General features: G+C 68.6%; 20 protein-coding genes. 13 read left to right on the top strand and 7 right to left on the bottom strand.

Annotated elements, in window-relative coordinates:
* Positions 1-6: 6 nt before the first annotated feature.
* A complete protein-coding gene (locus tag ACQP2T_RS04405) occupies positions 7-747 on the bottom strand; it encodes an endonuclease/exonuclease/phosphatase family protein (RefSeq protein WP_433514914.1) in 741 nt (246 codons plus the stop codon).
* A gap of 170 nt (positions 748-917) precedes the next feature.
* Between ACQP2T_RS04405 and ACQP2T_RS04400 the strand changes: the two genes are divergently transcribed.
* The 3 genes from ACQP2T_RS04400 to ACQP2T_RS04390 all read left to right on the top strand — a co-directional run bounded on the left by ACQP2T_RS04400 (position 918) and on the right by ACQP2T_RS04390 (position 4,796).
* Positions 918-1,439 (top strand): RNA polymerase sigma factor, encoded by a 522-nt coding sequence (locus ACQP2T_RS04400; RefSeq protein WP_433514913.1) that lies wholly within the window; start codon positions 918-920, stop codon positions 1,437-1,439.
* Positions 1,436-2,560, top strand: a complete 1,125-nt coding sequence (locus tag ACQP2T_RS04395; protein WP_433514912.1) for a CU044_5270 family protein — start codon at positions 1,436-1,438, stop codon at positions 2,558-2,560. Before ACQP2T_RS04400 ends, ACQP2T_RS04395 begins: the two co-directional genes overlap by 4 nt.
* Before the next feature lie 196 nt (positions 2,561-2,756).
* Positions 2,757-4,796 (top strand): cellulose binding domain-containing protein, encoded by a 2,040-nt coding sequence (locus tag ACQP2T_RS04390; protein ID WP_433514911.1) that lies wholly within the window; start codon positions 2,757-2,759, stop codon positions 4,794-4,796.
* A 346-nt stretch (positions 4,797-5,142) separates the two neighbouring features.
* Here ACQP2T_RS04390 and ACQP2T_RS04385 read toward each other — a convergent pair whose 3' ends face one another.
* Positions 5,143-5,631 carry a MarR family winged helix-turn-helix transcriptional regulator gene (locus ACQP2T_RS04385; protein ID WP_433514910.1) on the bottom strand — a complete coding sequence of 163 codons (489 nt, stop codon included), beginning with the start codon at positions 5,629-5,631 and terminating at the stop codon, positions 5,143-5,145.
* A gap of 84 nt (positions 5,632-5,715) precedes the next feature.
* Here ACQP2T_RS04385 and ACQP2T_RS04380 point away from each other — a divergent pair, with 84 nt between their 5' ends.
* Positions 5,716-6,303: an NADPH-dependent FMN reductase gene (locus ACQP2T_RS04380; protein ID WP_433514909.1), complete on the top strand. Its 588-nt coding sequence runs from the start codon at positions 5,716-5,718 to the stop codon at positions 6,301-6,303.
* Between the two features lie 12 nt (positions 6,304-6,315).
* On the opposite strand, the gene ACQP2T_RS04375 is transcribed toward ACQP2T_RS04380, so the two are convergent.
* Both ACQP2T_RS04375 and ACQP2T_RS04370 read right to left on the bottom strand, forming a co-directional pair.
* Positions 6,316-6,954, bottom strand: a complete 639-nt coding sequence (locus ACQP2T_RS04375; protein WP_433514908.1) for a hypothetical protein — start codon at positions 6,952-6,954, stop codon at positions 6,316-6,318.
* 14 nt (positions 6,955-6,968) lie between these two features.
* Positions 6,969-7,544: a hypothetical protein gene (locus ACQP2T_RS04370; protein WP_433514907.1), complete on the bottom strand. Its 576-nt coding sequence runs from the start codon at positions 7,542-7,544 to the stop codon at positions 6,969-6,971.
* A gap of 43 nt (positions 7,545-7,587) precedes the next feature.
* Here ACQP2T_RS04370 and ACQP2T_RS04365 point away from each other — a divergent pair, with 43 nt between their 5' ends.
* On the top strand, positions 7,588-8,964 hold the full coding sequence (locus ACQP2T_RS04365) for a hypothetical protein (RefSeq protein ID WP_433514906.1): 1,377 nt from the start codon (positions 7,588-7,590) through the stop codon (positions 8,962-8,964).
* Positions 8,965-8,979: 15 nt separating this feature from the next.
* Here ACQP2T_RS04365 and ACQP2T_RS04360 read toward each other — a convergent pair whose 3' ends face one another.
* On the bottom strand, positions 8,980-9,369 hold the full coding sequence (locus ACQP2T_RS04360; protein WP_433514905.1) for a TraR/DksA family transcriptional regulator: 390 nt from the start codon (positions 9,367-9,369) through the stop codon (positions 8,980-8,982).
* A gap of 238 nt (positions 9,370-9,607) precedes the next feature.
* Here ACQP2T_RS04360 and ACQP2T_RS04355 point away from each other — a divergent pair, with 238 nt between their 5' ends.
* The 4 genes from ACQP2T_RS04355 to ACQP2T_RS04340 all read left to right on the top strand — a co-directional run bounded on the left by ACQP2T_RS04355 (position 9,608) and on the right by ACQP2T_RS04340 (position 13,954).
* A complete protein-coding gene (locus tag ACQP2T_RS04355; protein ID WP_433514904.1) occupies positions 9,608-9,985 on the top strand; it encodes a hypothetical protein in 378 nt (125 codons plus the stop codon).
* A 40-nt stretch (positions 9,986-10,025) separates the two neighbouring features.
* Entirely contained in the window at positions 10,026-11,216 is a 1,191-nt protein-coding gene (locus ACQP2T_RS04350; protein WP_433514903.1) for a serine hydrolase domain-containing protein, read from the top strand.
* 249 nt (positions 11,217-11,465) lie between these two features.
* A complete protein-coding gene (locus ACQP2T_RS04345) occupies positions 11,466-12,959 on the top strand; it encodes a phenylacetate--CoA ligase family protein (RefSeq protein ID WP_433514902.1) in 1,494 nt (497 codons plus the stop codon).
* Positions 12,956-13,954: a hypothetical protein gene (locus ACQP2T_RS04340; RefSeq protein ID WP_433514901.1), complete on the top strand. Its 999-nt coding sequence runs from the start codon at positions 12,956-12,958 to the stop codon at positions 13,952-13,954. The genes ACQP2T_RS04345 and ACQP2T_RS04340 overlap by 4 nt, the downstream gene beginning before the upstream one ends.
* A gap of 42 nt (positions 13,955-13,996) precedes the next feature.
* On the opposite strand, the gene ACQP2T_RS04335 is transcribed toward ACQP2T_RS04340, so the two are convergent.
* The gene (locus ACQP2T_RS04335; protein WP_433514900.1) at positions 13,997-17,065 is read right to left on the bottom strand and encodes a BTAD domain-containing putative transcriptional regulator; all 3,069 of its coding nucleotides are present in this window, start codon (positions 17,063-17,065) and stop codon (positions 13,997-13,999) included.
* Positions 17,066-17,224: 159 nt separating this feature from the next.
* On the opposite strand from ACQP2T_RS04335, the gene ACQP2T_RS04330 reads away from it, so the two are divergent.
* The 4 genes from ACQP2T_RS04330 to ACQP2T_RS04315 are packed head-to-tail and all read left to right on the top strand — an operon-like array spanning position 17,225 to position 21,061.
* Positions 17,225-17,758, top strand: coding sequence for a hypothetical protein (locus ACQP2T_RS04330; protein ID WP_433514899.1), 534 nt, complete (start codon positions 17,225-17,227; stop codon positions 17,756-17,758).
* 42 nt (positions 17,759-17,800) lie between these two features.
* Positions 17,801-18,817 carry a hypothetical protein gene (locus ACQP2T_RS04325; protein WP_433514898.1) on the top strand — a complete coding sequence of 339 codons (1,017 nt, stop codon included), beginning with the start codon at positions 17,801-17,803 and terminating at the stop codon, positions 18,815-18,817.
* A 7-nt stretch (positions 18,818-18,824) separates the two neighbouring features.
* Positions 18,825-20,144, top strand: coding sequence for a Dyp-type peroxidase (locus ACQP2T_RS04320; protein ID WP_433514897.1), 1,320 nt, complete (start codon positions 18,825-18,827; stop codon positions 20,142-20,144).
* 47 nt (positions 20,145-20,191) lie between these two features.
* Positions 20,192-21,061 carry a bile acid:sodium symporter gene (locus ACQP2T_RS04315; RefSeq protein ID WP_433514896.1) on the top strand — a complete coding sequence of 290 codons (870 nt, stop codon included), beginning with the start codon at positions 20,192-20,194 and terminating at the stop codon, positions 21,059-21,061.
* A 51-nt stretch (positions 21,062-21,112) separates the two neighbouring features.
* On the opposite strand, the gene ACQP2T_RS04310 is transcribed toward ACQP2T_RS04315, so the two are convergent.
* Positions 21,113-22,777, bottom strand: a complete 1,665-nt coding sequence (locus ACQP2T_RS04310) for a LamG-like jellyroll fold domain-containing protein (protein WP_433514895.1) — start codon at positions 22,775-22,777, stop codon at positions 21,113-21,115.
* Positions 22,778-22,865: the final 88 nt, after the last annotated feature.

The following is a 22,865-nucleotide window of genomic DNA, read 5'->3' as shown; positions in this document are numbered from 1 at the left end:
GTCGCGTCACCAGTCGGGGATGATCAGGTCCACCTTCTGCCCGTCGTGGTCGGAGCTGCCCCCGTCGACCAGCTGCGGCCGGCCGCCGAACTCGACGCTCGGTGAGCCGATCACGTGGTCGATGCGCGTGCCCGTCGGCGACGTGCCGGCGATGGCGCCGTCGGGGGTGCTCGCGCCCGAATAGACGGTGTAGCCCTCCTGAGCAAAGCTCGCGATGGACTGCGGCCCCGCCATCTTCCAATCGGTCTGGCCGTCCTCGGTGATCGCGTTGAGGTCGGCTCCGATCACGGAGGGGCCGTCGATCGAGTCGTGCAGCTTGTCGATCTGCATGGCGCGTACGGTCTCGTCGTTCCCGTGCAGACCGTGGCTGTGGACGTGGGCGCTGTAGACGTCCAGCGACTTGGCCGAGTTGGCGCAGATACGGTCGGCCTCTTCGTGATCCGTGGTCCTGAAGATCTGGATCACCTTGCGCAGGCGCTTCTCGTCCCTGTCGAGCAGGGCGCCGAGCAACTCGGAGGCGTCGGCGGCGGCGGTCAGGGTGTCGGCGTAGTCGGAGCCACAGCTGACGGCCTTGGAGGTGTTGCCGAAGGCGTTGAACCCCGGCACGGAAGGAACCGGGACGTAGGTGACCGGCGAGAGCGCCTCGCCCAGCTTCTTGCTTCCCTCCGCCACGTCGTCGACCGCCTTGAGCACGCCATCGGCGATCGTGCCGACGCGGTCGTACTTCATCCCCGCTTCATCGCCCATGGCGGCTGAGCCTAGGCCATCTGTGAGTGATCAGTCCGGGTCCATCCAGAATTGCCTCTTTGGCTGAGCGGCAGGTCATCAGGATATTTCGGGATTGACGTAACAACGAAGATGCTCAGACCACTTCCTGGTGTCAGAAGAACCATGTCCGGGATTAAGGGGCCGAGGCGGTGACGGATGATTCGCACCGGTTCACCAGCATGTACGACGAATGCCGACAACGCGTGTGGGCGTACGTGGTCAGTCGCGCGGGCCGGCAGGCGGCGGACGAGGTGGTGAGCGAGACGTTCGCGGTCGCCTGGCGGCGGCTGGACGACGTACCGGAGCCGGCCCTGCCCTGGCTGCTCGGAGTCGCGCGCAACGTCCTGCGCGACAACATCCGCGCGGAGACCCGGCGGGAGGCGCTGAACGCGGAGCTGCGGGCCTGGACCGAGGGCGACGTGGCCGACCAGGTGACCGAGCGGCTCGGCGTACTGCGGGCGCTGGCCGAACTGCCGGAGGACGACCGGGAGGTCCTCCTCCTGATCGCCTGGCAGGGCCTGTCCCCCAAGGACGCTGCCCGGGTCATCGGCTGCTCGTCCGCCGCCTTCCGCGTACGGCTGCACCGTGCGCGCAAGCGGCTCAAGCAGGCGATGGAACCAGCGGGACAGTCCCGGCCCCGGGTGCGGAACCTCAGCGAGGAGTGGTCATGAACCCCATCGACGAACTACGGGCCGCCCGGCCCGCTCACCTCGGCGACACACCGGTCGACGAAAGCACCAGGGCCGCGGAGCTCTCGTACGCCATGTCCCGGCCCCGTCCGGTGCGGCGTAAGCGCAGGATCGTACGACCGGTGTGGAGTCTCAGCCTCGTCGGCGCCGCCGCCGCGACCGCCGTGGCCGTCATGGTCTCCGGCACCGGCGGCACGACGGTGCCGGAGACCCCGGCGACGATCACCTCGCCCACGCCCAAGGTGAAGCTGTCGGCTCGGGAGATCCTGCTGACCGCCGCCGCGAAGGCGGCCCGCCAGCCCGCCGGGACCGGCGCCTACTGGCACACCGTGTCCGTGCAGCGGACCCTGTTCGCGGTCGAGGGCGCCGACTATCGGGTCATGGACCGGCAGCGGGAGGAGGGTTGGACGCCCAACGCCACCCGTGGGGACCAGTGGGGCAGCATCAAGCCGCTCGGCGCGCGACCGGCCACCGCCGCGGACGAGGAGGCGTGGAAGCAGGCCGGTTCCCCGGCCAAGATCCCGGTCAAGGTGCCGGGCAAGCCACTCCCGATGACCCTCAAGACCTTTCCCCGGAAGGCGTACACCGGCCATAGCCCGCTGGTCGACGGGGAGGTGTTCTGGCTCGGCCGGAACGTCACCATGAAGGACCTGCGCGGCCTGCCCACCGACCCGGCCAAGCTCAAGGCGTGGCTGCTCAGCTCGTACGAGGGGCACAGCCCCGGGTCCAACAGCGACCCGATGCCGGCCGACCCCTGGCTCTTCAACGTGAGCGTGGGGTTGATCATCGACATGCCGGTCACGCCCCAGGTACGCGGGGCCGCCTTCCGGATGCTCGCCGACCTGGACACCGTCGACGTCATCGAGAACGTCACGGACGCGGAGGGCCGCCAGGGCACCGCCGTGGCGGTCAAGGAGCACACCAAGTACTCCGGCGTCGTGGAGACTCGGCTGATCTTCAACCAGGCGACCGGGCGGGGCCTGGCGAACGAGAGCGTCTTGGTGAAGCCCGAGGGTGTCCAGAGCGCCTTCGAACCCGGCACCGTGTGGAGCTCGCAGGCCGTACTGGAAGCCGGCTGGACCGACCGCAAGCCGTCCTCCTGACCTCGCCGCCCCTGGGTCGGGGCGGTCAGCATGCGGAGGCCGGACGATGGTGTGGGGCGGATCCGCGGGTCGTCAGCCCGTCGGCGTGAAAGTTTCACCGTTGGTTGACGGGCATGACGCCACCCCTCATGATCATGTTGCCGCCTGGCAGGAGGGGGCGTCGAGTGAATGCCGCTACCCATGGCGAGGTGCACCGATGCCGAGATTCGCATTACGAGCCGCGTCCGCCGTCCTGCTGACGCTGACCGCCCTGAACGTCCCCGCCGCGCACGCCGACGAGGTCACCCCTGTCGCGGTGACCGTCAACGCCCGCGCCGCGCTTGCCACCGTCCCGGAGACCGGCATCGGCACCAACCATGCCATCTGGGACACCAACCTGGGCACCAACGCGACCGCCGACCTGCTCAAGGATGCCGGGGTGAAGCTGCTGCGCTATCCCGGCGGCTCCTATTCGGACATCTACCACTGGGCCACTCACACCGCTCCTGGCGGCTATGTGGCGCCCAACACCGACTTCGACACCTTCATGAGTGGCGTGCGCCGCACCGGGGCGCAGGCGATGGTGACCGCCAACTACGGCACCGGCACCGCCGACGAGGCCGCGGCCTGGGTACGTCAGGCCAATATCACCAAGGGCTACGGCGTCAAATACTGGGAGATCGGCAACGAGAACTACGGCAACGGGCACTACGGCTCCGCCTGGGAGGCAGACGATCATGCCGACAAGAGCCCGGCCGAGTACGCCCGCCATGTCGTGACGTACGCGGACGCCATGAAGGCGGTCGACCCCACCATCAAGATCGGCGCGGTGCTGACCACGGCCGCCAACTGGCCCGACGCCATAGTCGCCGACGGCGACGACGGCACCTGGAACAAGACCGTCCTCTCGATCGCCGGACCAAAGATCGACTTCGTGATCCTGCACTGGTACCCCGGCGCCCTCGACAAGGCCGCCCACGTCCCCGACATGATCCAGCTCACCCGCCAGCAGATCGCGAAGTACGCCGGGCCCGGTTCTGAGCGGATCGGCATGGCGATGACCGAGTTCAACACGGGGTCCAGCAGCGGCGGCGTCACCACCCAGCCCGGCGCGCTGGCCGCCGCCGACGACTACGCGACGCTCCTGGCGAACGGGGTGTTCACGGTCGACTGGTGGAACGTCCACAACGGCATCGGCAACATCACTCAGGTCGAAGGACAGACCGATTACGGTGACTTCGGCCTGTTGTCGAGCGGTACGTGCACCTCCGACGGAAGCGTCTGCGAGCCGCAGCTGAACACTCCCTTCGCGCCCTACTACGCCCTGCAAATGATGAGCAAGTTCGCCCGCCCAGGCGACCAGTTCATCCGGGCCGCGACCGGCCAGGCGAAGGTCACCGCGCACGCCGCCCGCCGCCCCGACGGCGACCTGGCCGTCCTGTTGATCAATACGTCGTCCGACACGTCCTACCCCGTCACCATCGGCTACTCCGGCTTCAGCCCGGCGTCGGGGGCGCCGACCGTATTGACCCACACCAACGGCGCCACGAGCATCACCGGTTTGACCTCGGGCAGCGCGACCAGCCAGACGCTGCCGCCACTCTCGATGACCACCGTCGTCCTGCACCCCGCCACGCCCCAGGCCGGCCGCCCAGGCACGCCGGGACAGCCGACCGCCGCCGACGTAACGGACCGGACCGCCACGATCTCCTGGCCCGCCGCCTCCCCCGGCGCCCGCCCGATCGCCAAGTACGAGCTTCACCGCCAGAACGGAGCCATCAGCGAGCAACTCGGCGAGAGCACCGGCACCTCGCTCACGGTGAGCAACCTCACGCCGGGCACCCGCTACACGCTCAACGTGATCGCCCGCGACACTGGCGGCGGCGTCTCGTGGGCCTCCCCGCCGCTGACCTTCACCACCGGCACACCCGCTTCGAGCTCCTGCACAGTACGGCTGGCCGTCCAGACCGACTGGGCCAGCGGCTATGTCGGCGCCATCGACGTCACCAACAACGGCGCGCCGATGAACGGCTGGACCCTGGCTTTCACCTGGCCCAGGACATGGCAGAGCCTGGGCAGCGGCTGGAACGCCACCTGGACGCAGAACGGGCCGGACGTCAAGGCCGTCAACGAACCCGGAAACGGCTCGCTACCGACCGGGGGATCGACCACGATCGGCTTCGTCGGCAACTACAGCGGGCCGAATGTCCTGCCGGGCGTTTTCACCCTCAACGGAACCGTCTGCACTACCCGCTAGGGCGGTGACTCCAGGCGCTTCGTCCCACGGACCGTCTCGATCCCTGTGACGGTCCGTGGCGGCTAGGGTCCCTTGGAGGGAAACCCCCTCCGGGGGTGAGGAAGAAACCGGTCCGTGATGGCTGGGGGCCTTGGAGGGAAACCTCCTCCGGAGGAGCGGAAGAAACCGGTCCGTGGCGGCTGGGGGCGGCCTTGGAGGGTTACCCCTCCGGAGGAGCGGAGGATGACGGCCCGTAGTGGCTGGGGACCCCTGGATGGATACCCCCTACGGGGGCGGGGAAGAGGCCGGTCTGTGGTGGCTGGGACCCTCGGAGAAACCCCCTCCGAGGGGCAGCGTCCGGCCTGCTCTAGAAGACGTGGTCGCTGGTGGCCTCGCGGCGGCGCGGCTCGATGCGGTCGACTACCTCCTCGCTCCAGGCCCGCATGACCGCGGCCTGCTCGGGCGTGAGCGAGTCGAGGAAGTAGCGGCGGATGTTGCCGGCATGCCCGAGGATGGCGCTCTCCGCGAGCTCACGGCCCTTGGCGGTCAGCCCGATCCCGGTGCGGCGGCCGCCGGCCCCGCTCTGGGTCGGCTCCACGAGGCCGCGGTTCTCCATGCGGGTCAGCTGGTGCGAAACCCGGCTCTTCTCCCAGGCGAGCGACTCGGAGAGCTCGCCGACGCGCATCTCGCGGCCGGGCGCCTTCCACAGCGTCACCAGCACGCTGAACTCGGCCTTCGAGATGCCACAGTCGCGCTGCAGACCACGCTCGAACTCCCGGGCAAGCAGGCGTTGCGCGAGCATCCAGGTGTGCCAGAGCTCCCACTCCTCGGGTTCCAGCGTACGGGTCTCCGCCATGGCGGAATCATACCGACCAGCAGAGTTGACGCGTCAACTCGGCCGGTCCTAGAGTTGACGCGTCAACTCTCTCGAAAGGGCGTCATGGCACTCCGCATTGGCATCATCCTCGGCAGCACCCGACCCGGACGCCGAGGCGAGCAGATCGCCTCCTGGGTGCTCGACACGGCGCGCGCTCACGGTGGCGCCGACTACGAGCTGATCGATCTCGCGCACCACAACCTCGGCAACCTCGATGAGGGCGGCAATCCGAACTTCCAGCAGTACGAGCACGCGCACACCCGCGAATGGTCCGCACTGATCAGCGGTTTCGATGGCTTCGTGTTCCTTGTCCCGGAGTACAACCACTCCTTCCCCGGCGCGCTCAAGAACGCGCTGGACTACGTGTACCGGGAGTGGAACGACAAGGCCGCCGGCATCGTCAGTTACGGCGGATGGGCCGCCGGGGTCCGAGCCGCCGAGGCCCTCAGGCTCGTGCTCGCCGAGCTCCAGGTGGCCACGGTCCGCGCGCAACCCGCCATCCCCACGCACCCCACATTCTCGACCGGCGCTTTCGTCCCCGGCGAGGGTCTCGACGCCTCGGTCTGCGGCATGCTCGACCAGGTGACCGCCTGGGCCGAGGCGTTGCGCGGAGTGCGCGCGGCCAGGTCGGAAACGGGCGCGGCGGCCTGAGGTCCCGTCGCGCTAGTCAGCGCCCGGGGGCCGTCCCTCATCGGCGGTCCCCGCGCTCTCACGGACAGGGCCCTCCCATGTCGGGGAGAGGTACGGCGAATGCGCCGAGCGGTAGAGCACGACGACCAGGGCCACGACGGTCGCGAACCAGGCGATGGCCGTGATCGGGCCCAGGTCGGCGTAGCCGTACCCGGCCAGCGTGCCAAGCACTCCCAGAACGGCCACGGCCCAGCGCAGCACGTCGAGGAGGGCGGCCCCGGAGGTGTCCCCGCAGGGAAGGATCCGTCTGATGATGGCCTCGGCGATCAGCCAGACCGCGAGCAGGGCACCGAGCGTGTTGGCGATTTCGATCAGTTGCGTGATCGGGATGGGGGAATCCGCCTGGCTACGACTCGAGGGCTCACCGGACGCGATCAGGGCGATGAACGAGACGCAGGCCATGGCGGCAGCCAAGGACCTGGCCCGGCTGAAGGGGTCGTTGACGGATCGCTGTAGCTGCAACAGCCCGGACGCGCACAATACCCATCCGACGGGGTCGAACAGCAGGTCGAACCCGTTGAAACGGAGGGCACCGAACACGAAGACGAAACCGGTGGCGATCTTTGCGGCAGGCGGCATGCCGCCCGACCAGCCCGGCTGGCCGTAATTCACGGACGAGTTGCCTGTCAGGGCCAATCTGGACTCACCGCCTCATTGCAGACCTTGCCCGCCATAGCCTTCTGCCAGGCGACCGGAACACGCCCTGTGGATCCTGGCAGCCCCCATGAGTCGCCTGTCACCTCCACTGACCCCGGACCCAGCCAGGTTCGATAGGTGAAGCGGATCGGCTGGGGCTCGTAGGGCACCGCCGCGCAGTCGGTGATGACGATGCGCCTTTTCATGGTTGGCATGTCACCGCTCTCCACGGTGACCACAGAGGTCTCCTCTTTCGCCTGGTCAGCAGGTAACAGGCGGAGGCCAGGAATTTCCGCCGAGATACCGGTGAGAACGAACGAGGCCAGCCCCTCGTTTTCCACTTCGATGTACATGGTGGTCGACAGGACGCCATTCTGGTCCACCTCCGCGTGGAGGAAGAAATCCTGGAGGCTCCAGTGAAGGGCCGGGGTTATCGACCCTGATCCCCACAGGGCCGCCGCGACAATCACCAGCGTCAGGCCGCCGGACGCCATAGCCGATAATCGCGAACGCTGAGCACGCCACGTAGCGATGCCAAATTGCCGCCATATATCATCCGAACTCACGATATAGCACCATATATGGTGGCACTTCGTGACGGTACCTCCGATGATCTCCTGGGTAGTCGCCATGGTCACCGTGCTGATGGCGGCCATTCCGGTCACATCGGAGCGGCTCACCAGGTTCGCCACGCTGACGGGCCTTTCCGTCACAACAGCCAATGCCCGCCAGGTCATCGACCATTTCGCCGGCCTGCGCCGATGGCGGCTGATCGCTCTCGTCCCGGCCGTTCCCTTGGCCTGTTTCACCAATGACCCGCTCTATCTGGTGCTGGGCTGGTGCGCTGTTTCCGTCTTTCGCGAGGTACGACTCCCGGCCGCCCCAACGCTCCCTGCCCAGGACGACGCGAACATCTATCGGACGGCATGGCTGCTCGGCCTGGGTGGCGCCGTGGTGGCGGGCGGCTATCTGCTGGCGAGCCAGGACATCACTCCGGCGCGGCTGACCCATGCCGTCATCGTGATTATCGTGGCGGCGGCCGTACCCCGTGCCGCTGGAAAACTGAGCGCCCGGCCCGAAGCACCGGACGAGACGGACCGGACCATCCGCGAATGGTCGACGCGGAGCCTCTATCTGGCGGGAACGGCGATCGTGCTTTCGGCCACGCTACTCACTCCTGGTCACCCGCTACAGCGTGAACTGCCCGAATACACGCCACCCTTGTCGTTCCCAGATTATCGGGCCGAGTTCATGACGGTGAGCGAATACAAGAGACCCACCTGTCCGTGGACCGACCAAATGGACGACCCCTGCCGCACGTGGCTGGTGAACAAGCAGCCATTCCCGCAGGCCGCGCCGTACATCATCAGGAAAGGCGGCGCGCCCCAGGTGGCACCGTTCGTGCGCAGTTCCGACAAGAAGGCCGTCGTCTACCTGGACAGAAAAGATCGACGCATGGTCTATCAGGACGCCAAGGGCGTTCACTACCTCACCGCCGCTCTCCCGGACACGGCGGTGCCCACGGCGACGTGGGCCGGCCAGAGCAGGTACATCGCCCTGGCCAAGGACGGCGCCCAGGTCACCGACAGCAAGACCTGGACCACGGTGTCACTCCCCGGCGCCCGGCAGGTCCACGACCTCAACGAGAACGGGATCGTGGTGACGACGCAATCCCAGGTGCTCGTTCTCGATCACCTGGGACGGACGAGGATGAGCCTTCCCCTGAAACCCCAGGACAGCTACTACCTCCGGGCGGACGGCAGCCGCTTCGTGGTCATCGCCGACCAGGGGGCGCGGGTCGACACCTTCGCCCCAGAGACCGGCAAGCGTCTGTCCAGCGTCCCTCTCAGGTTCCCCGGCGGCGACTACCTTGGCACCGCCCTCGGGTGGTCGAAAGAGGGCCCCTTCTTGGTCCGCAGCGACCTCAGCGAACGCGTCTACTACTTCGACCTGGCGACGGGCAAACTCTGGAGACGCAAGACCTGAGCCACCAGGCGCCGGTCAGTGGCGGTGGTGGGCGGCGCAGCCGACGCACATCTTGGCGGCCGGCAGGATCATCAGGCGCTCGATGGCGATGCGCTGCCCGCATTTCGCGCAGATCCCGTACGTGCCGTCGTGCAGCCGCTCGACGGCCAGGTCCAGGTCGACGAGGTGCGTCTGGGCCTGGTCGAGCAGGGCCTCGATGTGGGCCCGCTCGAAGGCGGTGGAAGTCCCCTCAGGGTCGTGCTCGTCGTCGGAGGCCGACTGCGCCGCCGACTGGATCATCTCGTCCCGGTCATGGCCCAGCACGGCGATGCGGGTTTCGGTCCTTTGACGGTCGGCGTCGAGCAGTTGTCGTATGGTCGCCTGCTCTGAGGGGGAAAGCGCGGCGTCCCGGTGTTGTGTGGTCATCACGGTCCCTCACCTTCCCTTCCAGGGTACGCGCGGTGCCTCACTCATATGCGGCCGAAGACTTCCATCCCGAATTTCCGCGCCAGCGGAAACTTCGTCTCCGCCGTTGACGATGTTCCCCGCACTGGCCTATCGTCGTCTCTGGCAGAGACAAGGTTTCACCCGCGCCCGGGACAGCACCTCAGGCGTGGTAGTCATGAGATCCACGAAGGAGGCCGGACAGAGAAGTTGGTGCATCATGACCGAGCACTACCTCGGCGGTATCGGCATCGCCGAAGCGCTGGGGGTGAGCCGGCACGCGGTGCACAAATGGCGCTCCCGCTATCCGAGCGATTCGACCCATCCGTTTCCCGAGCCCGACGTCGAGATCGACGGGGTTCCCGGCTGGCGGGCTGATCGGCTGGCGGAAATAACGCAGTGGCGCAACGGCCTGCCCGGCCGCGGCGCGGGCGGGGGTCGTCCTTCCGCCGCACGTCAGGAGTACCTCAGGCACGCGGCGGCGCGCGGCCTGGAGCGGGGCGAGGCGCTGCGCGCCCTCCTCGCGTTCACCGAAGAGTTTCCCGAGATGACCGAGCCGGAAGTCTGCGCCTGGCTCATCGAGAAGTGGCGCGGCTAGCACTTCCCGGCGACACCACAAGACCGGAAGGCGATGACCCATGCCCGAAATCGGCGGCAGCACCGCACCAGGATTCGAAGGAGTGCGTACGGCATTCGCCGCCAATCTGGCCGGCGGCCAGGAGGTGGGCGCCGCGGTGGCCGTCTACCTGCACGGCCGTAAGGTCGTCGACCTGTGGGGCGGAATCGCCGATCCCGAGACCGGCCGCCCTTGGGAGCGCGACACCCTGCAGGTCGTCTATTCCACCACCAAGGGCATCACCGCAGCCTGCGCGCACCTGCTGGCCCAGCGCGGCGAGCTGGACCTCGACGCACCCGTCGCCGACTACTGGCCGGAGTTCGCGGCGAACGGCAAAGACCGCGTCCCCGTCCGCTGGCTGCTCACCCACCAGGCCGGACTGCCCACGATCGACCACCCGATCACCCCGGCGGAAGCCATCGCCTGGGACCCGATGGTGACCGCGCTGGCGGCCCAGCGCCCATCCTGGGAGCCGGGCACCGACCATGGCTACCACGGCCACACCTACGGCTGGCTGGTCGGCGAGGTCGTCCGCCGGGTGAGCGGCCGCAGCCTCGGCACGTTCCTCGCTGAGGAGATCGCCGGACCGCTCGGCCTGGACCTGTGGATCGGGCTGCCGAAAACCGAGCGGCATCGGGTCAGCCGGATCATCGCCGCCCCGATCGACCTGGACGCGCTGGCCCGGATCGACCTGGACGCCCTTCCCGAACCCATGCGCGAGGTGATGGCGGCCTATACCGATCCGACGTCGTTGACCGTGCGGTCTCTGTTGACCATCATCACGCCCACGCTGGACCACAACGACCCCGACGAGCAGTCCGCCGAGATGCCCGCGACCAACGGCATCTGCACGGCCCGCGCGCTGGCCCGCTTCTACGCCGCGCTGATCGGCGAGGTCGACGGGCGGCGCATCCTCTCCCCCGAGACCTTGGCGGCGGCGACCGCGGAGCAGGTCAGTGGTGTCGATCGCATTCTTCGGGTACCCGTCCGGATCGGCACCGGTTTCGGCCTGCCGACACCCGACGCCTTCTGGTACACCCCGACCGCCTTCGGGTTTCCCGGTATGGGCGGATCGCTCGGCTTCGCCGACCCGGCGAGCGGCCTCGCGTTCGGCTACGTCATGAACCACATTCAGGAAGGAACACCTGACCGCAGAGCCGCCACCCTCCTCGACGCGGTCCAGCGCGCGATGGAGAGCGCTGACCTGCGCTGATAGCGGCCGTGTAGCGATCGTGTAGGCCCCGCGACGACAGTCGTTCCTGGCCCCTACCCGGGGCAGGAACGAAGGGAGAAGTCATGGTCAAGACGGTCAGGTTCTACGCGCGCTACGTCGTCAGCGCCCTCTCCACTGCCGTGTTCAGCCTCAACGGCTGAGGCTCGGTCCCACCTGACGGCTCCTGGGAGCGTGCCGGCTCCCAGGGACCGTCGTGTTCCATGACCACCGCGCAAAGGATGGGACAGGATGTTCGGGACAGCCGCCCGGCAGATGGGGTACGCCTGGTCGATGCTGGCGGGCCGCCGGTTCCGGGTGAAGGACGTGACCGCGCTGGTCGAAGACCTCCGCGCGACCTTGGAGGAGTTCGGCTCCCCCGGTGAAGGCGCGGGCGAGATGCTGACCGCGCCCGACCCTGAGATGCAGCGGGACCTCGCCACGCGCCGGCTCCGTCGGACGTTACGGTTGACCGCCCGCGACACCCCCTACTACCGGCGGTGGTTCGAGCAGCACGGTATCGACCCGGGATCCATCACCCTGGAGTCCCTGGCGTCGATCGAGCCGACGACGAAGGCCGCGCTGCGTGACCTGCCGTCCGCGTTCGTCGCGGACGGGGCCCGCCCGGCCGTACTCGCCCAGACCACGGGCACGACCGGTGTGCCGACCATGGTCTGGTTCTCCCGCTACGAGATCGACCTGATGTCGGGCATGTCGGCCTTGGCGCTGATGCTCGCCGGTGGACTCCGCTCCGAGCATGTCTGGGCCAATTGCATCACCTCGCGGTCCATCGCCCAGATCCTCATCGAGCGGGCGGCGACCATGACCGGGGCGGCCTTCTTCCATGTAGGTCTCGTGGCCCCCCGCGCCGCGCTGGACCGGTTGGCGGTCCCGCTGCACGTCCCGGGCAAGCGGCCGCAGGTGACCCACCTCAACACGACGGCCTCGTACCTCGCGGCACTGGTCCAGGAGGCCGAGCGGGGCGGCTGGGACGCGAAGGACTTCGGCCTCGAAGAGATCCACTCCGGTGGCGAGGTCCTCACCGACGCGCTGAAGGAGCGGGCGGAGGCCATGTTCGGGGCTCGCGTCCTGGACAGCTACTCGATGACGGAGATCGCCCCCGTGGGCGGCCAGGTCTGCGGGCAGGAACACCTGCATCTCCCCACCGACCAGGGGCACGTCGAGGTCCTCGATCCCGAGACCTTCCGGCCGGCGGCTCCGGGAGCGCACGGAGTGCTGGTGGTGACGCCGTACACCACCTACCGCGACACGACCCTGCTGCTCCGTTATGTCACCGGCGACATCGTCAAAGTGCTGCCCGAGGGCGAGCAGCCGGCCTGCGAGCTGGCCGCCGTACCGGCGACCTCGCGGGTCCTCGGCCGGCTGTCACCCTCGTCCGTCACCACGCGCGACGTGCTGGACCTCCTCCAGGCGGAGCGCGAGATCCCGCTCCCGACGCGATACGTGCTGGAGGAGACCCGGTCGGGACCGGTGTTGCACGCCGTGACCGGCAACGTGAACCGCGCGCTGGTGTCCCGGCTGGAGGAGCGCGCGGCCGACCTGGGGCTTCCCCTGCGGGGCATCGAGCTCGTCGATGATCCGGCCGCGCTTCCCGGCCTCTGCCGGGTCCGCGCGGACCTGCGGGAGCACACGTTCGAGCACTTCACGGCCACCGAGTCCGCCCGGACAGGCAAGTCGGCCCTGCGGGCGGCCGCGGAGGCGGTCGCCGAGATGGGAGTCCGATGAGCGCCCTGATGACCGAGGCGGTCCTGCGCGGGCTGGTCCTCTACCTGCTCATCCTGCTGACCATGGGTGTCGCGGCGAGCTACTTCGCCAGGCTGACGATGCCACGCCCGCCGGTCGGCAGGTTCGTCTGGGCCGATATCTGGATCATGGTCGTGGCGCTCGTCGCCATGCCGTTCGCCTACATGCACATGCCCATCGGGCTCGTCGTCACGATCTTCGGTGTGGTCGTCTTCACCGTGTCGCAACTCGTCCTGTCGCCGCTCCTGGGCGGCCGGAACGCCGCGCTGGCGGCCGCCCTGCTGTGCGCGGCGGACGTGGCCGCGTACTTCGCGCAATGGCAGACGGCGGTGCTCGTCGTCAACGACCTCACGATGATCCTCCTCACGGTCGGGGTCGCCAACATGTGGGCGCAGACGGGGATGCGGGCCGCCCACGTGGCGGGGCTGGCCGCCGCCCTGACCGTCTATGACGCCCTTGCCACGGGGGTGAGCTCTCTGACGGCTGATTTCGTGTCCCGGGTCGAAGGGTTGCCGTTCGCCCCGATACTCGCCACCGGCTACGGACCGGTGTCGAGCCTGGCCGGTCTCGGCGACTGCCTGATGCTGGCCGTGTGGCCGCTGGTGGCGGCCAAGGCGTACGGCAGGACCGCCGGTTGGTGGGCCGCCGTGGTCGAGGGGGCGTTGCTGCTGGGCCTGACGCTCGCCGTGCTGTTCACCGAGCTGGAGTTCGTACCGCTGCTTCTGCCGCTGGGGCCGCTGATCGTGGGACAGCACCTGTTCTGGCGACGCCGCGAGCGGGCTCGCGCGCTGCGCGCCGGACCGGGGCGAGTCGAGCTCGCCCGGGCGCTGGAGGATCTCCCCGCCGACGCGCATTCCTGGGTCGCGCTGCACGAAGGTGCCGTCGTCGCGACGGGGGCCGGGCCGGGTGCGGCCCGGCGGGCGGCGCGGCAGGCGGGCGTCACGGCCGTGCCGGTCGTACGGGGAACGGGCGGTTGAGTCACCCGGCGGCCACCCGAGTCACCCGGCCGGGCGGCTGAATCACCCGGCGGCCACCTGCCGCGTCCGCAGGGTGGCGAGGAAGGCGCTCACCTCCGCCGCTTCCCCGGAGTCGACGCTGTGGAAGATGGCCAGCGCCTCGCTCCAGACGGCCTGGGCGGCGTCCGGGTCGCCGAGATCGGCATGGACCCGGCCGATCTCACGCAGGACTCGGGCGCGCCAGAGCGGCATCTCCCGTACTCCCAGTACGTCGAGCGCGTGCGTCAGGTGCCGCAGTGCCTCTTGGGGACGATGACGGCGGAAGGCGACCTCCCCGAGGGCGTAAGCCGTGAGCGTCTCACCGTACGTGTCGCCGAAGCGCGCGAAGCTCCGCCCGCAGTGCGTGAGCGTCCGCTCCGCCTCGTCGAACCGGCCCTCCGCGCCCAGGGCCTCCCCCAGCCGGCGCTCGGTCATGGTGGTGATGATCGGATAGCCGTCCCGCCGGCTGAGCTCAAGGCTCTCCTCATAGCGCCGGATCGCCTCCGCCACCTCGCCCTTGCTGTAGTGGGTGATGCCCAGGGCCCGGAGCAGGATCGCCCGGGGGTACGCGGTGCGGGCGCCGCGCGCCAGCTCCAGCCCACGACGGCAGACCTCGGCGGCCTGGTCGTGGTGGCCGAGCTCAAGGTGGATCGAGGTCAGGTGGATCAGGGCGCTGAGCAGCCCGCAGTGATCGCCCAGCTCCTCGAACAGGTCGACCGCGCGCGTGGTGCGGTCCAGGGCCTCCTCGAAGTCGGCGAACACATGGCGGCAGATGCCGAGGCCGCTGAGCGCGTACGCGGTGGAGTGCCGGTCGCCCAAGCGCTCGAACGGCTCCAGCAAGGACTGGAACTCCCGCAGCGCGTCGCCGAACATCCCGCGCTCCACCAGGAGATCCGCCCGCAACAGCCGGGTGGTCAAGATCGCGGGGGTGAGCTCCAGCCGGGTCGCGGCGGCGATGACGGCATCGTGCACCCGGGTGGCCTGGTCGAAGAAGCCGTGGATCCGTAGATAGGCCGTCAGATGGTACGCCAGCTCACACGCGAGGGCGGGTCTGTCCAAAGCGGCGGCGAGCTCGACCACCGCCACCATGTTCCCGCGCTCCTCCATCAGCCACCCGGAGCCGCACTCCCCTGCCGCCGGGCGGGACTCGCCGGCGCTCGGCGTGGGCGCGCAGGGCAGGGGGAGGTCGCCGACGGCCGCTGTCACCCGGTCGAGGCTCTCCCTGACGAGCCGGAGCAGGGCCGCGCGCCGCTGCGTCTCGCTGTCCTCCGCCTCGGCCTGTTCCCGTGCGAACGCCCGCAACAGATCGTGCAGCCGGTATCGCAGGCCGCCCGCGGCACAGGCTTCGGGCCCGTTCACCAGACCGGCGACGACCAGGGTTTCCAGCGCGCGATCCGCCACATCCCTGGACTCCCCGAGCAGCGCCGCCGCCGCCCACTCGGGCACGCTTTCCAGGCCGCACAGGCCGAGCAGCCGGAACGTCCGCCGCGCCACGTCGGTGAGGGCGTCATAACTCACGGCGAAGTTGGCCCGAACCGTCTGCTGGCCCAGAGCCAGCTCGTCGAGGCGTCGGCGCGTGTCCTCCAGTCGGACCGCGAGGTCGGACAACGGCCAGGCGGGCCGGGCGGACAGCCTCGCCCCGGCGATGCGGATGGCCAGCGGCAGGCGGCCGCAGGAGCTGAGAATCGACGCCGCCGCCTGCGGCTCCGCGCGCACGCGGGCCTGTCCGGCCGTACGTTCGAGCATCTCCACCGCTTCGTCCTCGCCGGGTACGTCCAGGGAGATCGCCTGAGCGCCGGGGAGGGCGAGCTGCGCGCGGGAGGTCACCAGGACCGCGCCCCGCGCCGTGCCCGGCAGCAGGGGCGACACCTGCGCCTCGTCCGCCGCGTCGTCGAGGATGATGAGGATCTCGCGGTCCGCGAGGCGTGACCGGTACAGGGTGGCGCGCTCTTCGAGCGTGTCGGGGAGCGCGCTCCCGTCCACTCCGAGCGCTCTCAGCAGCTCCCCGAGGATGCGCCAGGGATCGCGCGGAGCGGGTGAGGCCGCGCCGAGGCGTACATAGAGCTGGCCGTCAGGGAAGGCGGGCCGGAGCAGATGCGCGAGGTGGATCGCGAGGGTGCTCTTGCCGAGGCCGGGGGCGCCGGACAGAGTCACGATCATGGGCGCGGAGGCGGCGGAGTCTCTGCCGCGCAGAGTCGTGGTAATCGTTTTCAACTCTGCGCTCCTGCCCACGAAATCAGCGAGGTCCGCGGGTAGCTGGCAGATGTGGTGCCACGTTGTGAGGTCGGGAACCGCTTTTGTCCCCGAAACGGGTGCGGCCGGTGCCTCATGGTCCTCCAGGAGGCTCGTGTGGAGCCGGCGTAACTCGGTGCCCGGCTCGACGCCCAGCTCCTCCACCAGGAGCGTCCGTACGCGCCGGTAGGCGTCCAACGCCTCACCCCGTCGCCCGGCCCGGTGCAGGGCGAGCATGAGCTGGCCCCAGAAACGCTCGCGCAGTGGCTGCGCGTCCGCGATCTTCCGCAGCTCACCGATCAGCTGGTCATGCTGCCCGAGGGCCAGCCGGACGTCGATCCAGTCAGAACGCGCCTGGTAAAGCTCCTCCTCCAGCTCGGCGATCCGGGGCGTCACCATGTCACCGAGCACGAGGTCCTCGGCGGGGCGGCCCCGCCAGAGCGCCACCGCCCGGCCGAAGGCCCGCTCGGCGACGGCCAGCTCGCCTCGCTGGACGGCCAGCCGCCCCTCGCGCGCCGCGTCAATGAAGATCAGCGCGTCGAGCTGATCGCGTTCGACGCACAGCAGGTAGCCGGACCCTTCGGTCCTGACGATCTGGTCCCCACCGGGGATCGCCCGTCGTAGCCGCCATACGTGGGTCTGGATGTTGGCCACCGCCGTGGCCGGCGGCTCATCCCACAGTGCGGCCACCAGCCCGTCTCGGGAGATCACCGTGTTGGCGTTGAGCAGCAGCGTGGCCAGTACGGCCCGAGGCTTGCCACGAAGATGGATCGGGGTCTGGGGCGTCCCTTCCGGGTAGACCTGAACGGAGCCCAGAACGGCGAAGTGGTACACCATGAAGTGCCCAATCCCTAGCGACACCTAGGAGAGATCCCTAGCGTAAGAATCGTCCATTGATACCATGTGGATCAAGCTTGATCCCGCTGTCCAGACTGGCTCGAAAAGCCGCATTATGCGACAATTGGGACATTCAGCCGGTTTTAGCCTTCCCCCAGCAGTAGAACGACGGAGGGGATCGGCATGGAGATCAGGCCGCAGGCGGCTGTCATCCCGAAAGAGACCGACCACCTGGAGCAGGGTAAATACGGCCCTGTCTACCCGCGGACCCCGGCGTGCTACGGCTTCACCATCATCGCGAAGGTCAAACCCGGCCGCGCCGACGCGATCCGCGAGTACGGCCACACCCTCGCCAAGGCGCTGGAGGCCGACCCCGACCTGCTCGCGCCCTTGAAGCTGCACTACCTGCGCTGGGTGCTCTTCGACGACGACACGCGCTTCATGTACCAGGGCATCTTCGACACCGACTTCGACAAGTACACCGAAGACGCCATCGCCCTGTTCACCCGGGCGGGAGTGAACACGGCCTTCGAGAATCTTGAGGGCTTCCCCGAGGACTGGAAGACCAACCCCGAAGCCTTCATCAGATTCGTCCGTGAGCACCACTGCCCGAGCTTCATCGAGTACGGCGAGTACCCGTACGTCACCGCCGACGAGATCAAGAAGGCTCTGCGGATCAAGAGCGCGATGTCGGAGATGCTCGACCAGCTGCAGTGAGCGCTCTGTGAGGACATCCATCAGCGCTTTCGGGGAGACGAGATGAGCGAGTCCAGAACCGCGCGCACCTACAACCAGAACCATGTGCCGCGCCCCTACAGCCCCGGCCGGCGCCGGCTGAGCATCTATGTGGCGTGGAGCTATCCCGCCGAGGCAGGCCGGGATGTGACCCAGCTGGACAACCGGTTCTCCACGATGACCGAAGTGCGGCGCGTGACGTGGCCGGCCTACGAGGACCCGAAATGGTCGGATCCGCTGCGGTTCCAGCAGGGCATCGCGGGCGGGCTGGAGCTGTTCTTCTGGGGCTGGCTGCCCTTCCAGCAGTTCGTCGAGGAGGCCACCGGATACCCCGTGCCTGTGTACCAACGCGTCGATCAGGCGGGTTTCCACACCCCGCTGGACGAACGGGTGCTCGCGGACACCGACACCCTGTTCGTGTGGGGGCTGGACCACATGATCACCGGGCAGGACGCCACACCCGCCGAGATCGAGGCGGTGCGCGACTTCCTCACCCGCGAGGGAACCTGCCTGGCCCTGGGACCGCATCACGACGTCGGCGCGTCGGACGACATGGCGGTGCGCGACATGGAGTATCACCATCACGGCGACGCGCTGGTGCCCCGCCAGCAACGCTTCGGAAGGTACACCCGATCGCTGATGGCGGGCCTGGGAGTGCCCGTGGAGAACCGCTACGGGCTGCGTCCCGCCGTGACGGAAGGGGGCAAGAGCGCCCCGCTGTCCATCGCCAGGGATCTGGACACCAAGAGGTGGCTGGAAGGCGTGTCCAGCTTCAACTTCCACATGCACCTGCCGCACTACGCCGTGACCACCGACGACCCGAACGTCATCCACGTGCTGGGCAGACAGCCGATCGACATGTCCAGGCCGCACCCGTTCACCGAGGCCGGCAACACCGAGTTCAACATGTTCCTGTGGATGCCGCCCAGCGGTGACCGGGCCGGTGACGTGATCTTCGCCGACACCACGATCTTCAGCTCGCTGTTCGGCGTCGACGAGAGCCTGCGCGCCTTCTGGAACAACATCGTCTCGGCGAAATAGGTTTCAGATGACCATCGTCAAGCTGGAGCTCGACGACATCCAGCGCGGAGTGCTCAGCCCTCGCCCGACGCCGTACGCGGCGACGTACATCCTGTTCCGCATCGACGACCGTGACCACGGGCGGGAGCTGATGCGGCGGGTCGGCGCCGTGGTGACCTCGGCGGCCGACACGGTGAGCCCGCTCGGCGAGACCTGGGTCAGCGTCGCGCTCACCTGTCACGGTCTCAAGGCGCTCGGTGTTCCGCCGGAATGGCTGGACACCTTCGCCTGGGAGTTCCGGCAGGGCATGGCGGCGCGGGCCAACGCGCTGGGCGACACCGGCGACAGCAGCCCCGAACACTGGGAACCTCCGCTCGGCACGCCTGACGTCCACGTGGTGCTGGTGGCACTCGCGCCGGACAGCGCGCGGCTGGAGGCCGCCATCGACCGCGCCCGGCCGGCGTACGAGGCCCTGCCCGGCGTGACGGCGATCTGGCGCCAGAACTGCCACGCGCTACCCACCGAGACCGAACCCTTCGGCTACCGCGACGGCATCAGCCATCCCGCCGTCGAGGGCAGCGGCATAGCCGGTACGAACCCGTTGGAGACGCCGCTGAAGGCCGGCGAGTTCGTCCTCGGCTACCGCGATGAGCTCGGCGGCATCCAGACCCCGCAGCCCGACGTGCTCGGGCGCAACGGCAGCTACGTGGTCTTCCGCAAACTCCACCAGCGCGTCGCCCTGTTCCGGCGGTACCTGAAGGACAACTCCACCGATCCGTCGGACGAGGAGCTGCTGGCGGCGAAGATCATGGGACGCTGGCGCAGCGGCGCCCCGCTGGCGCTCAGCCCTCTGCACGACGACCCCGCTCTCGGGGCCGACCGGACGCGCAGCAACGTGTTCCTGTTCGAGCGGGACGACGCCGCCGGCTTCACGACCCCCGGCGGGTGCCACATCCGCCGGGGCAATCCTCGTGACGCCGCGGTCGCCGGAGTGCCGCGGCTGCACCGCATGATCAGGCGCGGCACGGCGTACGGCCCGCCGCTGCCGGACGGGGTCCTGGAAGACGACGGGGCCGACCGGGGGCTGATGTTCGCCTTCGTGGGAGCGCATCTGGGGCGGCAGTTCGAGTTCGTCCAGTCCGAATGGATGAACGACGGCGTCTTCTTCGGCGCGGGCGACGCCAAGGACCCGGTCGTCGGCTCGGGCTCCGGGGATTTCACCATCCCCCGGCGTCCCGTACGGCGACGCCTGGTCTCTCTACCCCAATTCGTCGTCACGCGCGGCGGCGAATACTGCTTCATGCCAGGACTGACCGCACTGCGCTGGCTGGGCGACCTCACCGACTGACTGCGGGGCGGAGCGACGTCGCTCTGTCACGAGGACCGGGAACCCTCATGAACACGCTGCACCTGCTGCTCAACGCCGTCACCGTCCTCTTCATCGCGACCACCATGTTCGCCGCCGGTCTCGGCGCGACACTTCCGGCTCTACGCGCCGTCTTCGCGAACGTCCCGCTGCTCGTCCTGGCGCTGGTAGCCAACCTGGTCGCCATCCCGCTCCTCGGCTGGGGCGTCGCCGCCCTGTTCGGCCTGCCCGCGGCGGCGTACATCGCGCTGCTCCTGACGGCCTCCTCCCCTGGCGGCCCGTTCGGCGCGAAACTCGGCATGGTGCAGACCGGGGACGTGGTCGCGGGGGCGGCGATGCAGGTCCTGCTGGCCGCCATCGGCAGCGTCACCTTCGGACCCACCGCGAACCTCATCCTCCAGGCGGCCGACGTGGGTGGCGGAGTCGCACTCGACGTGCCGAAGCTGATGCTGACCGTGGTGGTCCTCCAGTTGGTGCCGTTCGCCGTCGGACTGATCGTGCGACACTACGCCGCGCCCACGGCGCTGGCATGGCAGCCGGTGGCCGCCAAGGCGTCGAACGTGACGTTCCTGATCGTGCTGGTGGGCATGCTCGTGGGCAACTGGCGTGACGTGGTCGCGCTGATCGGCTCACTCAGCCTGCTCGCGGGCTTCGTCTTCTCCGTCCTCGCCTTCGCCCTCGGTACGGCCCTGGCCACCGGACCACCGGCACGGCGTACCACGATGGGCGGAGTCGCGGCGGTACGCAACGCGGGCCCGGCGCTCGCCGCCGTCGGTCTCGCCTTCGACAACGCGCCGTCCATCCTGGGAGCGCTGGCCGCCGTACTGCTGAGCGGCCTGGCGGCGGCGGTCCCCATCGCGGCGGTGCTGGGCCGTCACCGGGCTCAGGAAAATCCCTAGCAGAGCTCTTGTTCGGCGCCGCGGGGGTGCGGCGCCGAACAGAGCGAATCGTCAGACGGGGATATTCATATCTGCCTGAATCTGCGCGGCCGTCAGTGTGGTGGAGTAGATCCGGACCTCATCGATGAGGCCCTTGAAATACATCCCGTAGTAGGTGTTCTGGCCGAAGCGCAGCGGGTTCGTGCTCGGCACGATGGAATTGATGCCCGTTGTCTCCGCGACCTGCACGCCATTGACGTAAACCCTGAGGCTGCCGCCGCCGAAGGTGCAGGCGACGTGGGTCCACGTGTTCGTCGGGAGTACGGTCGGACTGCCGGTGCTGCTGACACCTGGGTAATACGGATCGACTTGCGCCGCTGGGCCCGAGGGCGGTGACCCTGTGTTGCTCATCGCCGCGAAGAGCCCGTATTCGTCGGATCCGTTCGCCCCCTTCTCCACAATGGGATGCGACCAGGTGATCTGGGTCGGGTAGACCCACGCCTCCACTGTCAAAGCGTCGTCCATCCCCAGGGAATCGGAGTGGGGCACCTGGGCCACGCTGGAGTTCGAGGTGAATGACAAGGCACTGCCGGACTTACCTGGGGCCCAGGTGGTCGCTGTCGTCGTCCCGTTGTTACCCTTTCCCGACGAGTCGCCGATGGCATTGCCGGACCCCTCGTTCATGCCGTAGGCGGCGACCAGGCAGTCGGCGGCCGAACAGTCCGTGACATCGGCAGGAGCCGACGAGGAAAGTTCGCCGTACTGCCCCGCCGTGTCAATGGCGCGGACCTGATAGTAGAAACGGCCTGCGGACAATCCGGTGTCCACCAGAGTGAGCCCAGCGACCCGGCCGATCAGAATCGAACCTGTGCCGACTCCCCCATTCCACGAGCGGGATCTGTAGATCTCGTACTCGGTCACACCGTCGTCGTCGGCCGCCGCCGACCAGGAGACCACGGCCTTGCCCGCGCCACCCTCAGCGGTTGCCACCGGGATGCTGGGCGCCAGGTCGGGAACGCGCGCCGAGGCCTCATTGGAGGGAGCGCCCGCCTGGCCGGCGTAGTCGATGGCGATGACCCGGTAGTAGTAGGTGCCGGGCTCGAGGCGATAGTCCGAGTAGACGATCGGGCCCGTCTTCGCGATCAGCGTTCGCGGAGACGGCGTGAATCCTGATGTGGTCGAGCGGTGGATCTGGAAGTACTTAAGGCCATGGGGAGCCGTGGGTACGGCATATCGCAGTTCGGCCGAGTCCGTACGGCCACCCGCGAAAAGCGTGCCGGGCGCGGAGGGCGGATCACCGGGTACGGTCACCGACACCGCCGCCGAGGCTGATGGCGGGCTCTTCTGCGAGGCTGTGTCCAGAGCTACGACCCGGTAGTGATACACGCCGGCGGGCATCCCCTCGTCCCAGAAGGTGACGCTCTGGGCCCCTTGTGTCTCGCCTATCCACGTGCTGGCGGACGGTGTGAACCGCGCTCTGGTCGAGCGGTGCACCTCATACCCGCGGACGCCGTTGTCGTCGGTTGACGGCGACCAATCGAGCCGGACATTCGCGTACTGAGCGGTTACCGTCAGGCCCGTGGGCCGCGAAGGCGGCCGGTCGGCCGGAACAATGGGATTACCCATATCCAGCCTGAAGCCGGGATCGGTTGCGGCGCTGGATACACCGGAAGTGACGAATAAAACGCTGAATGTGATGGCTGCGATGAACGCCGATAAGCCGGATAAGCCCTTCACGCTGTTACCCCCTGATGCGAAACCCCGTTGCGGTGTGCCATGCAATCACCGATTGTCGGCAGTATGCGCCTTGGGAGGCGGCAATGTC

Source organism: Nonomuraea sp. CA-143628, from assembly GCF_050942315.1.
GTDB lineage: Bacteria > Actinomycetota > Actinomycetes > Streptosporangiales > Streptosporangiaceae > Nonomuraea.
This window is presented reverse-complemented; position numbering and strand designations above follow the sequence as displayed.

Coding starts and splice junctions, on each gene's coding strand:
- ACQP2T_RS04390 (WP_433514911.1), top strand. CDS start 2,757: ATGCCGAGATTCGCATTACGAGCCGCGTCCGCCGTCCTGCTGACGCTG.
- ACQP2T_RS04345 (WP_433514902.1), top strand. CDS start 11,466: ATGTTCGGGACAGCCGCCCGGCAGATGGGGTACGCCTGGTCGATGCTG.
- ACQP2T_RS04315 (WP_433514896.1), top strand. CDS start 20,192: ATGAACACGCTGCACCTGCTGCTCAACGCCGTCACCGTCCTCTTCATC.
- ACQP2T_RS04380 (WP_433514909.1), top strand. CDS start 5,716: ATGGCACTCCGCATTGGCATCATCCTCGGCAGCACCCGACCCGGACGC.
- ACQP2T_RS04320 (WP_433514897.1), top strand. CDS start 18,825: ATGACCATCGTCAAGCTGGAGCTCGACGACATCCAGCGCGGAGTGCTC.
- ACQP2T_RS04340 (WP_433514901.1), top strand. CDS start 12,956: ATGAGCGCCCTGATGACCGAGGCGGTCCTGCGCGGGCTGGTCCTCTAC.
- ACQP2T_RS04360 (WP_433514905.1), bottom strand. CDS start 9,369: ATGACCACACAACACCGGGACGCCGCGCTTTCCCCCTCAGAGCAGGCG.
- ACQP2T_RS04365 (WP_433514906.1), top strand. CDS start 7,588: ATGATCTCCTGGGTAGTCGCCATGGTCACCGTGCTGATGGCGGCCATT.
- ACQP2T_RS04355 (WP_433514904.1), top strand. CDS start 9,608: ATGACCGAGCACTACCTCGGCGGTATCGGCATCGCCGAAGCGCTGGGG.
- ACQP2T_RS04350 (WP_433514903.1), top strand. CDS start 10,026: ATGCCCGAAATCGGCGGCAGCACCGCACCAGGATTCGAAGGAGTGCGT.
- ACQP2T_RS04325 (WP_433514898.1), top strand. CDS start 17,801: ATGAGCGAGTCCAGAACCGCGCGCACCTACAACCAGAACCATGTGCCG.
- ACQP2T_RS04330 (WP_433514899.1), top strand. CDS start 17,225: ATGGAGATCAGGCCGCAGGCGGCTGTCATCCCGAAAGAGACCGACCAC.
- ACQP2T_RS04405 (WP_433514914.1), bottom strand. CDS start 747: ATGGGCGATGAAGCGGGGATGAAGTACGACCGCGTCGGCACGATCGCC.
- ACQP2T_RS04395 (WP_433514912.1), top strand. CDS start 1,436: ATGAACCCCATCGACGAACTACGGGCCGCCCGGCCCGCTCACCTCGGC.
- ACQP2T_RS04385 (WP_433514910.1), bottom strand. CDS start 5,631: ATGGCGGAGACCCGTACGCTGGAACCCGAGGAGTGGGAGCTCTGGCAC.